The sequence below is a fragment of the Streptomyces sp. NPDC028298 genome (genome assembly GCF_055565895.1).
Genome location: NZ_JBVHTL010000007.1, coordinates 355318 through 370166, shown reverse-complemented (window position 1 = coordinate 370166; position 14849 = coordinate 355318). Strand labels below are relative to the sequence as shown.

Below are 14849 nucleotides of genomic sequence, written 5' to 3'. Positions count from 1 at the left end.
TCGGATTCCACCCCTAGAGGAAGCAGGGAGGTCTGGGTGTGGGGGTTGTGTACCCTCACCCCCCCCCCCCCTCCTCCCCTGAGCACGCCCTCCTCCCCCCCCCCCCCCCCCCCCCCCCCCCCCCCCCCCGCGACCTGTGGTCAGAGGCCGGAGGGGGAGTGGGCTCAGCGCGCGAACGGACCGCTCAGCCGGTCGTACGAGAGCTTCAGCGACGTCACCGAGTACGACTTCGAGCCCGTCGTCGTGACGCCCGAGGCGGAGCCCTTCAGCAGGTGGACGAGGCCCCAGCGATCCTCGTGACCGAGCTGTTCGTTGGTGTCGATCACCAGGTCGGCGCGGCCGTCGCGGGTGTAGTCGGTGAGCTTGAGGGAGCCGCCGAACTGATCCTGCGTCTCGGCGGTGCCGGTGATGCCGGAGGTGTCCTGGGTGTACGACTTGGCGCCGGTGCCCGACAGCCCGCCCGCGCGGCCGAAGAGGACGGTGACCGCGCCTGCGTTGTGCTTGGTGCCGAGGTCCTCGCCGCGTGCGCCGACGGCGAGGTCCGCGTAGCCGTCGCCGTTGATGTCGCCGGCGGCGACGGCCGAGCCGAAGTAGTCCTCGTTCTCGGACGAGCCGGGCACACCGGTGGTGTTCTGGGTGAACTTGACCGGCTTGCGCGTGGTGTCGGGGCCGTTCGCGCCGCCGTACTGGACGGTGACGTAGCCGCGCTCGTTGTCGCCCGTCTCGTAGCCGCGGCCGATGGCGAGGTCGCCGTAGCCGTCCTTGTCGAAGTCGCCGACGGAGAGGATGTCACCGCCCTGGTGGCCACCGTCGTCGGGTACCCGAATCTCGCCGGCGCGCTGGGTGAACGTGGCGCCACCGCGGTGGAAGTAGGCCCGCAGATCCAGGTCGCCGTTCTGGAGGTCGGAGCCGAGGATGTACAGGTCGGTCGCGGCGTCGGCGGTGACCTTCCCGGCGACCAGGTTGGGGGCCCACAGGTAGCCGTAGGAGCCGCCCAGGGAACTCCAGCCGCTCTTGCCGCCGGTACGGGTGAAGGGGCCCTTCAGGAGGACCACGCCCGCCCGGCTGTTGCTGGTGACGGCGAGGTCCTGGTCCCCGTCGCCGTCGAAGTCCCCGGACACGACGTCCTCGCCGAACGCGTCGCCCGAGCCCTCGTACTCCTGCGGGACCGGCGAGTTGAAGGCCGTGCCCGAGCCCAGTCCCTTGGCGCTGCCCCAGACGACGGTCAGTCCGCCGCGCATCTGCACGTCGCCGACGTCCTCGCCCGGCGAGGACACGACGAGGTCGGCGTAGCCGTCGCGGTCGAGGTCGGCCGTGGTGGCGGCGGCACCCCACTCGTCGTCGGCCTCCACCGCGCCCGGGATGCCCGCCGAGTCCTGGTGGATGATCTGGACCCGGGTGCCGGGACCGGACGACGTGCCGTAGACGACCGTGACCCGGCCGTCCTTGCCGTGCGTGCCGCCCAGCATGACCAGGTCGCGGTAGCCGTCGCCGTTGAAGTCGTCGGACAGCTTGGCGGGAGCCCCCGCCGCCGCGGGGGCCGTCAGGAGCGATGTGCCGACCGCTGCCGCGAGGGCCACGGCGGCAGCGAGGGCGGTGTGTCTGGCGTGCATGGGTCTCCGTTGTCGAGAACGTACGGTGATCGACCGGTGAACTGATCGACTGCGCTCTACGACATCGCCGGCATCCGAATGGTTGTACGCGCGAGGGCGGTCATTCGGGCAGGTCACGCACCCCAGGGGCGATCCTGGTGGGCCTCAGGCGTCCTTGATCGCCGAGATCTCGAACTCGAGCTGGATCTTCTCGCTCACCAGGACGCCGCCGGTCTCCAGCGCCGCGTTCCAGATGACGCCGTAGTCCTTGCGGTTGATGGTGAGCGAGCCCTCCAGGCCGACGCGAATGTTCCCGAACGGGTCGGTGGCGGTGCCCTCGTAGGTGAAGGGGATGGTCACCGACTTGGTGACGTCCTTGATGGTGAGGTCTCCGGTGACGTCGAAACTGCTGTCGCCGCTGCGGTGGACGGCCGTGGAGACGAACGTGATCTGCGGGTACTCGTCCATGTTGAGGAAGTCGTTGCTGCGCAGGTGCTTGTCGCGATCGGCGTTGCGGGTGTCGACGCTCTTGGCCTCGATGGTCACCTTGCCCCCCGACTTGGACGGGTCGGCGCCGTCGAAGGACGCGCTGCCCTCGAACTCGGTGAACGCGCCGCGGACCTTGGTGACCATCGCGTGCCGGGCGACGAAGCCGATACGGCTGTGCGCGGCGTCGATGGTGTAGCGGCCGGTCAGCGGGGACAGGTCGGTCGGGAACGCGGTCATCGCGGGACTCCTCAATTCGGAAGGTAGCGAAGGTATAGGGGCGTGAGGTCGTATAGCGGACATGCGAAACGTACCGATCATGCCGGGCAGGTGTCCGTCGGCACGGCGCGACGCGCCCGCCCGGACCGAATCGCCGGCAGGGAACACCCTTGGAGTCCGCCGCTTTCCGGGTGACCGGTCCCGCCCCGCACGCGGGTGGCCCGGCTCGGCCCAAGTGGTGAAACGCCCTCGGTGCAGGGGACCGCCTGAAATGATCGAACAGGCGCACCACGATGTGACCGACCGTTCGCGATCACCTGCCGGGAGGCTCCGATGGATGTAGTGCTGCGAGAGGTTCGAGACACCGACCTGCCGGTGTTCTTCACTCACACGAACGACGCCGAAGGGATCCGGATGGCGGCTTTCACCGCCAAGGACCCGACGGACCGCGACCATTTCCATTCCCACTGGGCGCGGATCCGCCAGGATCCCGCCGTCGTCAATCGCACCGTCGTCGGTGAGAACGGCGAGGTCGTCGGGCACGTGGCCGCGTACGGTCCGCCTGAGGAGCGGGAGGTCACGTACTGGATCGGGCGAGAGTACTGGGGTCGGGGAGCGGCGAGCGCCGCGTTGCGCGAGCTGCTCGCCATCGAGCCCACGCGCCCGCTGCACGCCCGCGCGGTCGCGGACAACACCGGTTCCCTGCGCGTCCTGGAGAAGTGCGGATTCGTGGTCACCGGCCATGACCGGGGCTTCGCGAACGGGCGGGGCGAGGAAGTCGACGAGGTGCTCCTCACGTTGCTCGGCTGATCCCGGCCGGTTCGGGCTTCCAGGTGTGCCGGGACAGCGTCTGGAGCCGGTACTCCCTGGGGGAGAGCCCGTAGGCGGCGCGGAAGGCACGGGTGAAGTCGGGGGCGCGGAACAGCCCCCAGCGGGCGGCGACGGCGTGGATCGGCGTGCCGCGCAGTGCGGGTTCCGCCAGATCGCGGCGGGCACCCTCCAGCCGTTGGCGGCGGATCCAGGCCGCGACCGTGTCGCCCTGGCACCCCTGCCGGAAGATCCGGTGGAGGTAGCTGACGGAGATGTGGTGCGCGGCGGCGATCGTGGGCGGAGTCAGGTCCGGGTCGTGCAGGTTCTGCCGGATGAACGCCCGGACGCGTTCCGCCATGGCCTGCTGCCGGGTCTCCGGTGACAGGACGGCCTCGGAGTCGAGTTCCTGGGCGCACAGGGCCGAGACCAGGTCGAGTACCACCGTGCCCAGACGCGGCGCGTCTGACGGCCGGAGGGTGTCGGCCTCCCGGCCGAGTCCGACGAGGAAGTCCGCGAGGAGCGCGCCGGTGCCTTCCCGGCCGGACAGCGCCACGCCCAGCAACGCCCGCATGCGGTCCGGTGGCACGGGCAGGAGCGCCTTGGGGAAGTCGACCCCCACCCCGCCGACGGCCCGGCTCACTCCGCCCTCGACCGACCTCAGGTCGTACGGACGTGAGCTGTCGACCACGTGCAGATCGCCCGGCCCGAACGCGGTGCTCTGCCCGGCGTGCTCCAGCCCCATGCGGCCTTCGAGGAGCAGCGTGAGGTGGTAGGTCTCGGGATCGGACTGCCGCACCTGCCGGGGGCTGCGCCGGAAGCGGGCGGGCAGGAACGCCGTGGGCCACACGTTCACCGCTCCCATTTCCATCAGCCGGTATTCGGCCCGGAAGTCGGTGGCGTGAACGCTGCTCAGGTCGTGGGGAGAGCGCGTCCGGTGGACCAGTTCCCGCCAGTGATCGAATCGGTCCTCCGTGGGTACGTCCTCACTCCGGATCACGGTCCCGATCATTCGGTCATCTCCAGCATCCCCCGTCGGGCACATCCGGCGGGCATGCTTCCACGGAGCGACGTAAAGACGCGGTGAGTTTTCCGTCGACGGGCGAGATCGAGCCGGATGGGGAGGCCGCGCCGATCGTGTGGCGGACTGGCTCGCCACCGTCCCGCACCAGCTCAGGCCGGTCTCTCGGACGTCGGTTGTAGACGCAATGCCAAGGTGCCGAACGGTTTGTCCACCGAGCGGTAATGCCGGACAAGCAGCGGTCCCGGCAGTCTTGGCCGCGGAAATTCCGGCGGAATTCGATACGCCCGCATCCGCGTATTGAAGGCTGCGCCGGCCGGATGAGCGGTTCGGCCTCCGGGCCTCGGTTTCCGGACCTCAGGTGAACAACGGTAATCCTAAGGGGAAATGATGCGTAAGCGCAGTATGGCCTTTATCGGTATGGTGTCGGCGGCGGTCCTTTCGCTTTCCTCCGCGTCGGCCAACGCCACCGGAAGCACGGGAGTGTGGCTCCTGCGGAACGGGAGCAGCGCCAAATGTCTGTCGATTCCCGGCGGCAGCTCCGCACCGAACGGCACGGCCGCCGTCCAGTACACCTGCGACCTGCCTCCGGCGGCGGAGTACGACGACGACCAGGAGTGGCTGTTCCAGCTGGTTCCGGGAGCGACGTCCACGTACACCCTCCGGAACATCGCGGGCGACCGGTGCCTGGCCATAGGCGGTGCGAGCCACACCGCGGGTGCGAAGGCGATCCAGTGGACCTGCGGCAGTGGCACGGAACAGCAGTGGATCTACGACAGTTCCGGCCGGCTGAGGAACAAGGAGAGCGGCCTCTGTCTCGCCATCCCCAGCGCCAGCCAGTCGAACGGGATCGAGGCGATCCAGTGGACCTGCGAGGACGTGAGCACCAACCCCGAGCAGAACTGGTTCCAGTCATGACCGTGACGGTCGGCCCCGGCCGGGGGCGCTGATTCCGCGCCCGCGAGCGGCGGCGAACCCCGGGCCTTCGCGCCCGGGTGTTCGCCGCGCCCGTCACCGGGCGGGCGAGGCGGGGGAGTCGCCCCGCCGGACAGCGGGGGCGGTACGGAGGGGTCGCTGTCACCGGAACGGCGGCCGCGACGCCCCGACCGACCGATGGCCGGAGGCCGGGTACCCCCATCGGCCCTTTCCGGCCGACCGGGGCACCCGGGCGGGTTGAACGCTGGAGCGGTCCAGTGGTGGAGCCGAGGGGTGGCTCAGCCGCGGGGCAGGACCAGCGACTGCACGTCCGGCAGGCCCCGCCAGTCGTTCGACGCGACCGTGGCGTGTGCCTTGGCCAGCAGGGCGACCCGGGCCGACGCGTCGGACGCCGACGGGCTGACGTCGTCGAGAGCCGGTGACACATTCTGCGAGTCCGTCATGAACAGCAGATAGTGGTTGGCGTCGTACCAACTCGTGTCGATGCCGTTGTTGATGTACGCGGCCGCGTCACCGTCGAAGGACACGAACCAAGGGCGCAGGGTCGTGTCGGAGTAGCGGGTGCGCGGGTCGCCCGAGGCGGCGTTGTGCACCGAGGGGAAGATGTTCGCCTGTGCGGTGGTGCCCGCGGTGTGCAGGTTGCGCAGGTACGTCGCGTACTCCTTGTCCGTCCACAGGGTGTCGGTCGGATTGCCCTCCTCGACGGTGCCGGGAATGATCTCCAGCAGCACCTTGCCCGCCAACTGCGCCCGGGTCGGCCAGTTCCCGGCCTTGGCGGCCTCGTCCAGGGTGGCGTACTGGCCACCACCGGGCTTGTTCAGCAGGTCGTTCGGCTTGTAGACCAGGCTGCCCAGGTGTGCGGTGATCGACTGGTCCAGCTTGGCCGGGCTCATCCCGAAGTTGGCCTGGAAACCGGCCTTCATCTCCAGCTTGATGATGAGCGGCCCGTGGCCGGGATGCGCGCCCAGCCACACCCGGACGTCGTCCAGGCAGGTCTCCAGGTCCTTGTTGCCGCTGCCGGTGTAGAGGTCGGCGGCCGAGGACGCGTTGACGCAGTTGTTGCCGTTGCTCGTCAGGCTGCTGTGACTGACCTTCCACTCCTGGGTGAAGAAGTCGTCCCAGACGTCCAGCTCGATCATCGAGGTACCGGTGTCGAGGCCCTGGGCGAGGTAGCTGAACGAGCCGGGGTCGTACGTGTTGTGGATGCCGGACGTGGTGGTGCCGGACAACTGCAGCGAGTTCGTGTCGGCGGCCGAGGCGCCGGCGGCTCCGACTCCACCGGCTCCGAGCGCAAGGAACAGACTCAGCGTGCCGAGCAGTCCGGTACGCAGTGCGAGCGGGCGAAGCGCTTGTCTACGGCGGTACTTCGAACCGGTCAAGGTTCCTCCATCGTGGGGGTGACTCTCCGTCTGGACGGTGACGGCCATGTGTGAATCGACGGAGACATGACACGTAACGCGATCGAGAATCCCGCTGTCAGCTACGAATCCGGCCGATCTTGGCTCGGAGCCGACCGGCCACCCACGGCCGGACGTTCACGTTCCGGAGGGCGCGGCCGGGTACCGTCCGCCTCCCGCTCCGTCAAGTCGGCGCAGGACGCCCCACAGACGTCCGCCACGAGCATGATGTCGTCCCCGCGGATCTCGATCGGGCTGGCGGGCAGCCCAGTTGTGGCCGGGCCGCCGACTGACGATGGCGGGGCGGGCGGCCCGGGCGTGGCGCGAGTTCGACATGCTCACCGTGAACGCGGGCGGCGTCCCCTCTCGCTGGTCACGGCCGGCGTCACGTCGTACCTCTTGCAGGGGATGGCCCGCGGCGCTACACAGCGGATGTGCGGGAGACCATCAGGGTTCCATGGGTGGCAGTGCCGTCGGTGCTGGGTCTTCAGATTCCGGCGGTGTTGGCCCTGAGCGTCGTTCAATTCGCGCCGGAGGCCATCGCTCCTTGGCTGGCCGGGGCTTGGGCGGTGCTCTGGGCGTTGTTCACGTGGCGGACCGCCGTGGCGCGTCTCGAGGTCTCCCCAGAAGGCGTTCGCAGCCACGGGACGTGGCGCACCCGGTTCGTGGCGTGGGACGACCTTGTCTGGGTGAGCGTGTACCCCGCGATGTCCATCCTGTTCGAGTTGCCCGTCGCGCACCTTTGCGATGGGAGTCAGGTGCCGCTCACCGGCGCGTACGGCTTCCGCAGCGACGTCGAGTCGCGTGCGGACCGGATCGCGCAGCGGCTCAACACGCTGGCCGACCAGGCCTGACCCGTCGGGACGCGCGCACCCGCGTACGTCCGTGGCGTGGATCCCGTGCCAGTGCCGTAGGCCTCCTGTGACCTGGGCTGTTCCGCTGCCTTCGAGGTGGGACGTGCCAGGCCATTGACCTGCGAGACCGTCAGTTAGCCTCAGAATAGGGTCCGATGGGGTTTTCGGGGGCGTTGGACTTGAACGACGGGGGACAGAGGTATGGGCGAGACGGAATTCGACAGTCTGCTGAGGTCGGCGGTCCGGGCGGGGGACGCCGAGGCGGTGCGGGACCTGTTGGAGAGGGGCGCGGATCCGGACGCGGTCGACGCGGACGGGCTGCCGGTGCTCTGCGTGGCCGTGGCGGCTTGCGACGAGGCGGTGGCCGAGGCGTTGGTGGAGGGCGGGGCGGACGTCGACCGGGTGTTGCCGGACGGGACCACGCCGCTGTGGCGCGCCGTCGACGGTGGCTCGTCGGCGGTCGTCTTGGCGGTGCTGGGCAATGAGCCTCGGCTGCGGTTGTCGGAAACCGCCCGTGAACGGCTGCTCGCCCTGGCCCGGGACTGGTACGAGACGGGCGCGGTCGAGGTACTGCGGCGCAGGACGGGCGCGTCAGGCCCTGCCACGACGGTCCGTGTTCAGGACGGCGAGTACGACTGGGTCGAGCTGGTCTCACTCGGCGACCTGAACGTACGAGCCGGACATGGGGCCATCCTGACGTCGCTGGAGTGGGCCTTCCGCATCCTGACCCCCGTCGACGAACTGATCGCCCGTGGTGTCGACCGGTACGACGAGGACCATGTGAACTGGTCCACCGTCTGCTGGATCCTCAGCCAGCGCCGCAGCTTCGAGACATGGTCGGCCGTGGTGGCCCATCGTCACCACCGTGACGTGGCGCATCGCCGGTTCGTGGTGGACTACCTGCGGGCGCGAGGGTTCTTCGATTCCAGCCCCTACTACGGGAAGAAGGAGAGCGAACTCCTGGCCGCCTGGGCGGCCGAGGAAACGGACGGTGAGATGCTCGCGAAGGTGCTCGACGCCTTCACCGGGCACGACCATCCGGGCCAGGAAGCCATCGGTCTGCGCTACTGCGACCATCCCGACCCGCGCGTACGCCGAGAAGTGCCCTACGCCCTCTCCACGGACGACGTTCCCCGAAGCCCGGCGGCCAGGGCAGCCCTGCTGACCCTCATGCGTGACCCGGACGCCGAGGTGCGGCTCAGGGCGTGTACGGCGAGCATGCGAGACGACGACCTCCTCCCGGAGATCACCCGAGCACTGCTCCTGCTGACCGAGGACGCGGATGCCGACCCACGGGCCGCGGCCGCGGCGGCCCTGGCCCGCTCCCGGGACCGTACGCCGGCAGTCGCCGACGCCCTGGCAGTCCTGCTCGACGAGGACGACCAAATCCTGCGCCTGGAAGCCGCCTACGGTCTCGCGCTGCGCGACGACCCGCGCACCGCCGAGGCGATCGAGCGGGTGGGGCCTCTCGGCGACGGCTTCGAACACGACCACCGGGCCGACGAGCTCGGGAGGTGGAGGCGGCGGAAGGAGAAGGCGGCGGCCGAGTGACGACCGGCCCTGGGCGAGAGCCTGGCTCTCGAACGCCGGCTTGTCGCCGCGCGGCCGAACGGCGGCTCTCGACACTTGATCCGAGCGCCGACCGACCGAGCAATGGGACACCTGGCCGTCGGCGCGAACTCGACGGCACGAAGGGGGCCTCCGTGAAGCTCGCCACGCCTTCGTCGCGGCCGGGGATGAACCGAACCGACCCGTCTCACGTCTTCCAATTCGTGCGGCGCATGGGGTTGTTGGGCTGCGGCGGGGACGGAGTGCACGGTGCCGGGTCGACCGGCGGCGTCGTATGTCTGACGTTCCCGTGGCCAGAAGTTGCCGTTCAACCGCAGTACACGCCGTTTCAAGATCGTCTGGCCAGAGTTCCCCCTCGTGCCTACCTCACCTTCGCGTGCCGGCGTCGCCTCCGTGGCCGCCGTGTCCCTGACACTCTCAGGACTCCTCGCCACCGGATTGCTGGCCGCTCAGCCCGCGGCCGCCGCCGACCCGGCCGGCTATCAGAACGTCCGGATCAACGAAGTCACCTCGTCGAGCAACGACACGGTGGAGCTGTACAACTCGGGCTCCACCGCGGTGAGCATCAGTGGCTGGAAGATGTCCGACGACAGCTTCTCGCAGCAGTCGTTCAGCCCGTCCGCCACGTCCATCCCGGCGGGTGGCGTCGTCACCTTCAACTCGCCCAAGGGGCTGGGTGATTCGGACAAGGTGGTCATCTACACGTCCGGCGGCACGGTCGTCGACCGCGTCGAGTGGGCGACCGACAAGGCGAAGCCCGCGATGGCGCGTTGCGGCGGCGACGGCACCGGAGCCTGGGTGACCGCGACCTCGGCGGCCACGTTCGGCGCCGCGAACGCCTCGGGCTGCCCCTCGTCGATCCCGGCGGCCGGCCGCGTACGGATCAACGAGGTCACCTCGGACGGCTCCGACACCGTGGAGCTGTACAACGGCGGAACGAGCGCCGTCAGCGTCGGCTCCTGGAAGTACGTCGACGCCGACACCACGCACTCCGCGGTGACGATCTCGTCCTCCGCGCCGAGCGCGACCAGCATCCCCGCCGGCGGCTACATCACCTTCAACTCCACCCTCGGCCTGGGCGACAACGACTCCGTCTTCCTCGTCGACAGCAGCGGCAACACCATCGACTCGGTGACCTGGGCGACCAACGCCGCCAAGCCGTCGGACGAGCGCTGCGCCAATGGCACCGGCTGGTTCCAGACCGCCGTGACCGCGACGCTCGGCAGCGCGAACTCCTGCTCCGGCACCTCCGGCGGCGGCACCGGCGGCGGTACGGGCACCGGCCAACTGCTGGGCGGCGGCGGCTCGCTGACCAGCGGCTGCGCCCCCGAGGCGCCTTCCGGTTCCGGTTCGACCCCGTCGGGCACCACGGCGTGGCCGGGCGGCCTGGACGTCACGATCGTGGACAACGTCTGCGCGTTCACCACGTCCACCGGTCCGGAGGGCCGGGACGTGAGCGGTCTGGCGTTCGACCCGGCGAACCCGTCGGTCCTGTGGGCCGTGAAGAACAAGAACTGGCTGTACAAGCTGGCGAAGAGCAACGGCAAGTGGATCCCGGACACGACCTGGAGCGCGACCGGCAAGCAGATCCGCTTCGCGAGCGGCTCCGGCGAGCCCGACTCCGAGGGCCTGACCGTCGGCGCCAACGGCCACCTCTACGTGACGTCCGAGCGCGACAACACGAACAACACGGTTCCCAAGGACACGATCCTGGAGTTCGACCCGGCCGCGACCGGATCGACGCTCACGCCGGTCCACCAGTGGGACATGACCTCGCAGTTCCCGCAGCTCAACACCGGTAGCAAGGACGACGCCAACCTCGGCTTCGAGGGCGTCGGCTACGTGCCGGACAGTTGGCTCACCGCGAACGGCTGGATCAACCCGCTCACCGGCGCCGCCTACAACCCGGCGAACTACCCCCTGCACGGTTCGGGCCTGTTCTTCGCCGGCCTGGAGTGGGACGGCTCGCTGCACGTCTACGGTCTGAACTCCGACGGTACGTTCACCACGTTCGGCACGATCGCCACCGGCAAGGCCTCCGTGATGGACGTGACGTACGACGCCGGCACCCAGCGCATCGTCGCGACCTGCGACAACACCTGCGGTGAGACCCACACCTTCATGAAGGTCAACGCCTCCGGCGCGATCGTGCCGGACGTGACCTACACGAACCCGGCCGTCATGCCGGCCGACAACCTGGAGGGCTTCGCGCTCGCCCCGACGTCGACCTGCGTCAGCGGCTTCCGCGAGGCGGTCTGGAGCGACGACGGCATCTACGGCTTCGGCTCGGGAACGTCCTCGTACGGCCACGCCCTGTACAGCGGTACCTTCCCCTGCTGATCGTGCCGAACGCCGGGAGGCGGCTCCTTCACGGGGCCGCCTCCCGCACCCATGTCCGGCTCCAGTCGGAACGATCGCAGTGGGCGGCCCCCATCGCAGGGGGCGGCCCCAGTGGCTCGTGGGGCCAAGCGACTCGTGCCGGTCCGCTCAGAGCACCTGCGGTTTGGCCGTGGGCTTGGGGGATCCCTGCGCGGGGGCCGCCGGTGGCTGAGTGTGCCCCGACTGCCCCGTGGTGGCGTTCGGAGAGGTGAGGCTCGCGGCACCGGCCACGAACTGCAGCCGGCCGGACTGCAGTTGCCTCGTGCCGTGCACGTTGCCGCCCTTGGCCGCCATTCCCGCTCCGACCAGGGCCGACCCGGCATGCTCCCAGGTGTAGTCCTTCAGCACGTTGTGCAGTTCACGGGCGCCGATCTTGCGGTCCGTCCAGTTGTCCGCGACCTTCTCGATGGCGTCCGCCCAGGCGATGTGCCGCTGCGAGGCATCCTCGGGTGTCATCACCACGCTGTCCTTGCCCAGGTGGGCCGCACCGCGGGCGGGGTCCTGGAGGAACTTGGCCGCGCCACTGTCCCGGTTCACCAGGATCGGGATGCAGTGCGCCGCGGCCTCGGTGGCGACCAGGCCGAACCCCTCGGTCTTGGACGGCATGATCACCACATGGTTGGCGTGCATGTCGTCGACCAGGTCCTGCTTCTCCTTGGTGAAGGGTTTGACGGTGACCCTTCCCGGTCCGCCGGCCCGGCTGTCCGCCTGGGCCTGCGTCTCCTGGAGCTTCTCCGGATTCGCGCCGCGGATGGTGAGATGCACCTTCCTGCCGTTGTCGTTCAGGTGCTTCACCGCTGCCAGGGCGTCGCCGCCGCCCTTCATGGGGTCATCCATGCGCCCCATCAGCAGAACGTTGAACTGTTCCTTCGGCGAGGGCGGACTGAAGGTCTTGACCGTTTCGCCACCGGGCATGAGATCGTGCCAGCTCTTGGCCTCCGTGTTCATCGCCTGAATCCGCTGGACGTCCTCGGTCAGTGCTCCGCCGACACCGACACCGACGCGGGCCTTCCTGAGAATGTCCTTCTCGATCTTCACCTTGGCCTGGCCCGCGTCCGTCCGCATCTGAACCATGGCCGCGTCGTTCGGATCGGTGATCTTGGCCTGCTCCAGCTTCTCGGGCGAGGTGTGGAGAAAGTTCATGTGCACGGCGTCCGGATACCAGGCGGACTGCATGGCGGACGCCGCAGGTCCGGAGAACCGGCTGTGTCCGATCACGATGTCGTACTGGCCCTCACCCGCGGCCGGAAGGCCGAAATCCCGCGGATCCTGCTGGGCCGCTTTGAGGATCGTCTCCATCTTGTCCTCGCCCGCCACCGGGGGAACCGTGTGAACGGTCGCGGCTCCGTGGTCCTGCGGGTCGTTCGTCACATAGAGCAGGTCAACTTTGTGGGCCTGGTTTTCCGCGAGCCCCTCGGTGATGAGCTTGTTGAACACGGGCACTCCGCCGAGCCCCATGCCGCTCTCGTTGGAGACAACAAGGATGCGTGCCATGCCGGTTTCTCTTCTCTTCTGTACGCGGAAGGTAGGGGGTGGGGATCGGGACCTGGATCAGCCGTCGTACACGTCGACCCGTGGCGGATCCTTCGGCCGGTGGCTTCCGGGTTTGCAGCCCGAGAACGGTCCCGAGGGATCACGCAGAAACGTCATCGCCGGTACCAGGAAGTCCCGGTGCCACATGGCGGGCCCGTTCATGCCGGCCTTGACGGAGGTCATCTCCTGCCATGCCATCCACAGGCCGTAGAGGTGGGCCACCGCGTCGGGGTGCTCCCACCAGCGCGGGCACCACGGGGCGCGGGACGACTCCTCCCCGGCGTAGACCGGCAGCAGGAGGTTGTGCACCCAGAGGACGAGGCCGCGTTGAGCCGTCGTCAGATCGTCACCCTGCTGGTAGAGGATGAACGGGGGTGTGCCCTGCCCGGCTTCCGCTTCCTCGCCGCCGGTGTTGTCGTCGTTCATCCGGTCGGTTTCGGGCATGGACGTCCCTTCCCTCGGCCCCGTTGTAGTCCGGGGTCGCGTGATGCCCCGCTGGTGCGGGGTGCCCTCGGAGGACTACAACGGGGCCGTGGTGCGGGGAGGTTCAACGCCCGGAGAGGATTTCATCGGCCCTCGCACAACCGGCGACCACCGCTGAGCCCCTCCCCGGGGGACCCGAACGGAGCGACGGGAACGGGAAAGCCTTCACGCGCTGTTCGCCACGGCTGCGAAGCCGGATCGCCCACGGCATTTGGGCCCGGGTGGCGCCCCGTGACGCGCTAACCGACGATCCTCGATTCCGGTCCCTCGCTCAGGCCGAGGCCCCGGCGGCCGGTTTCGTTGAGCTGTCCGAGGTCGAACCGGCCGTCCCAGGAGCGCTCGTAGTGTTCCTCGGGGAAGTCGCTCGGGCTGGAACCGGTGGTGAACGCGGCCCGGACGTCGGCCGCGTACCTCTCGTTGCGGGGGCACCAGGGCGCGGCAGGGATGTACATGACGTTGCCCCAGCCCTGCTGGTTCTCGACGGGCGCGACGCTGTGGATCATGTCGCAGTGCCACCACACGGAGTCGCCGGCCCGGACGTCGGGGATCGGGGTCAGGGCCCGGTGGAGGACCGGATGCCAGCGCTTGGTGACGGGGAAGACCTGGTTGGGCCGTACGCCGCACATGGAGTCTTCCGGGACGTCCGGCAGCAGCGGGCGCAGCAGGAGGTAGGCCATCACCTCCGGGATCGGGACGGTGTGCAGCACGCCCTGGTCGGCGTCCATGTCGGACAGGGCGGTCCAGCCCTGGAAGGTGCGGAACGCGGAGCACATGGTGGAGCCGGGGTACTGGGGTCCGTCGGTGCGGTGGGCGGCGTCCCAGGGGTCGTACCGCTCGACATCGCCGCTGAAGAGGTGACGGAACGCCTTCTGGTACTCCTGGGTCATCCAGAGGTCCAGGGTGCCCGGGTCGCAATGGGCGCCCAGGCCGGAGGAGTCCGTGCCCGGCGGGCGGCGCCTGATGCGGTCGGGATAGAGGGCGTCGCGGTCGGGGTCGAACCACTGGGTGCCGTCGTCGGCGGTGTGCTTCCAGAACGAGTTCAGGAAGGACTGGACCGTGGCCATCCGGCCGGACTGGCGGGCCCGCATCTGCGCCTGCGACCAGTAGATCGGGTAGATCTCGGGCTTGGAGCCGACGCTGCCGAAGAAGTCGTCACCGGGGCCGGTGTAGTTCTCGAAGAACTCGTTGCGCTCGACGTAGTCGACGATGTCCCGGTCCCAGGCCAGCGCCTGTTCCCGAGGGAAGAGTCCTCGTACGACGAGGCAGCCGCGCCGTGCGAGCTTGGCCCTCTGCGCGGGGGTGACGGTGCCGGCGGCGATGGCGTCGTAGTCCAGGACGGGCCAGACCTCCTCACCGCGCTCGCGGTCGGCCTCCATCTCCGCGACGCGCGCCTCGACGCGCCGTTCCACCGCGGCGAACACCTCCTCCACGGTGCGGCCGTGGGCTTCTATGCGGGCGCGCAGAGCGGGCTTGAGCTCACGGATGGCCGCGGCGATGTCCTCGGGGGTCTCGTTCCAGTGCGGCAGTGAGGGCACGGGGCGCTGCTCGGTGGTGAGCGTCATCTCAGCTCCTT

General features: G+C 69.3%; 12 protein-coding genes. 5 read left to right on the top strand and 7 right to left on the bottom strand.

Features of this window, described 5'->3' with window-relative positions:
- Positions 1-164: 164 nt before the first annotated feature.
- On the bottom strand, positions 165-1613 hold the full coding sequence (locus ACZ4TO_RS30015) for an FG-GAP and VCBS repeat-containing protein (RefSeq protein WP_468025798.1): 1449 nt from the start codon (positions 1611-1613) through the stop codon (positions 165-167).
- 144 nt (positions 1614-1757) lie between these two features.
- A complete protein-coding gene (locus ACZ4TO_RS30010) occupies positions 1758-2318 on the bottom strand; it encodes a YceI family protein (RefSeq protein ID WP_385037988.1) in 561 nt (186 codons plus the stop codon).
- A 312-nt stretch (positions 2319-2630) separates the two neighbouring features.
- On the opposite strand from ACZ4TO_RS30010, the gene ACZ4TO_RS30005 reads away from it, so the two are divergent.
- Positions 2631-3107, top strand: coding sequence for a GNAT family N-acetyltransferase (locus ACZ4TO_RS30005; protein ID WP_468025797.1), 477 nt, complete (start codon positions 2631-2633; stop codon positions 3105-3107).
- Here the strand turns inward: ACZ4TO_RS30005 and ACZ4TO_RS30000 are convergent.
- Entirely contained in the window at positions 3091-4116 is a 1026-nt protein-coding gene (locus tag ACZ4TO_RS30000; RefSeq protein WP_468025796.1) for an AraC-like ligand-binding domain-containing protein, read from the bottom strand. The genes ACZ4TO_RS30005 and ACZ4TO_RS30000 overlap by 17 nt on opposite strands.
- Positions 4117-4530: 414 nt before the next feature.
- Here ACZ4TO_RS30000 and ACZ4TO_RS29995 point away from each other — a divergent pair, with 414 nt between their 5' ends.
- On the top strand, positions 4531-5043 hold the full coding sequence (locus tag ACZ4TO_RS29995; RefSeq protein ID WP_468025795.1) for an RICIN domain-containing protein: 513 nt from the start codon (positions 4531-4533) through the stop codon (positions 5041-5043).
- A 296-nt stretch (positions 5044-5339) separates the two neighbouring features.
- Here ACZ4TO_RS29995 and ACZ4TO_RS29990 read toward each other — a convergent pair whose 3' ends face one another.
- Positions 5340-6440, bottom strand: a complete 1101-nt coding sequence (locus ACZ4TO_RS29990; RefSeq protein WP_468025794.1) for a phosphatidylinositol-specific phospholipase C domain-containing protein — start codon at positions 6438-6440, stop codon at positions 5340-5342.
- 452 nt (positions 6441-6892) lie between these two features.
- Between ACZ4TO_RS29990 and ACZ4TO_RS29985 the strand changes: the two genes are divergently transcribed.
- From ACZ4TO_RS29985 to ACZ4TO_RS29975, 3 genes are all read left to right on the top strand, one after another.
- Positions 6893-7312: a PH domain-containing protein gene (locus ACZ4TO_RS29985; RefSeq protein WP_468025793.1), complete on the top strand. Its 420-nt coding sequence runs from the start codon at positions 6893-6895 to the stop codon at positions 7310-7312.
- A 201-nt stretch (positions 7313-7513) separates the two neighbouring features.
- Positions 7514-8863 (top strand): ankyrin repeat domain-containing protein, encoded by a 1350-nt coding sequence (locus tag ACZ4TO_RS29980; protein ID WP_468025792.1) that lies wholly within the window; start codon positions 7514-7516, stop codon positions 8861-8863.
- A gap of 420 nt (positions 8864-9283) precedes the next feature.
- Positions 9284-11221, top strand: a complete 1938-nt coding sequence (locus ACZ4TO_RS29975) for a lamin tail domain-containing protein (RefSeq protein ID WP_468025791.1) — start codon at positions 9284-9286, stop codon at positions 11219-11221.
- A 147-nt stretch (positions 11222-11368) separates the two neighbouring features.
- On the opposite strand, the gene ACZ4TO_RS29970 is transcribed toward ACZ4TO_RS29975, so the two are convergent.
- The 3 genes from ACZ4TO_RS29970 to ACZ4TO_RS29960 all read right to left on the bottom strand — a co-directional run bounded on the left by ACZ4TO_RS29970 (position 11369) and on the right by ACZ4TO_RS29960 (position 14838).
- A complete protein-coding gene (locus ACZ4TO_RS29970; protein WP_382785260.1) occupies positions 11369-12754 on the bottom strand; it encodes a glycosyltransferase family 4 protein in 1386 nt (461 codons plus the stop codon).
- 57 nt (positions 12755-12811) lie between these two features.
- Complete coding sequence (locus ACZ4TO_RS29965; protein WP_451075894.1) at positions 12812-13237, bottom strand: DUF4913 domain-containing protein; 426 nt, start codon at positions 13235-13237, stop codon at positions 12812-12814.
- Positions 13238-13515: 278 nt separating this feature from the next.
- Positions 13516-14838 (bottom strand): DUF1479 domain-containing protein, encoded by a 1323-nt coding sequence (locus tag ACZ4TO_RS29960; RefSeq protein ID WP_468025790.1) that lies wholly within the window; start codon positions 14836-14838, stop codon positions 13516-13518.
- Positions 14839-14849: the final 11 nt, after the last annotated feature.

Bases quoted from the DNA above. Each gene is read 5' to 3' on its own strand.
- ACZ4TO_RS30015 (WP_468025798.1), bottom strand. From the start codon at position 1,613: ATGCACGCCAGACACACCGCCCTCGCTGCCGCCGTGGCCCTCGCGGCA.
- ACZ4TO_RS30010 (WP_385037988.1), bottom strand. From the start codon at position 2,318: ATGACCGCGTTCCCGACCGACCTGTCCCCGCTGACCGGCCGCTACACC.
- ACZ4TO_RS30005 (WP_468025797.1), top strand. From the start codon at position 2,631: ATGGATGTAGTGCTGCGAGAGGTTCGAGACACCGACCTGCCGGTGTTC.
- ACZ4TO_RS30000 (WP_468025796.1), bottom strand. From the start codon at position 4,116: ATGATCGGGACCGTGATCCGGAGTGAGGACGTACCCACGGAGGACCGA.
- ACZ4TO_RS29995 (WP_468025795.1), top strand. From the start codon at position 4,531: ATGGCCTTTATCGGTATGGTGTCGGCGGCGGTCCTTTCGCTTTCCTCC.
- ACZ4TO_RS29980 (WP_468025792.1), top strand. From the start codon at position 7,514: ATGGGCGAGACGGAATTCGACAGTCTGCTGAGGTCGGCGGTCCGGGCG.
- ACZ4TO_RS29970 (WP_382785260.1), bottom strand. From the start codon at position 12,754: ATGGCACGCATCCTTGTTGTCTCCAACGAGAGCGGCATGGGGCTCGGC.
- ACZ4TO_RS29965 (WP_451075894.1), bottom strand. From the start codon at position 13,237: ATGCCCGAAACCGACCGGATGAACGACGACAACACCGGCGGCGAGGAA.
- ACZ4TO_RS29960 (WP_468025790.1), bottom strand. From the start codon at position 14,838: ATGACGCTCACCACCGAGCAGCGCCCCGTGCCCTCACTGCCGCACTGG.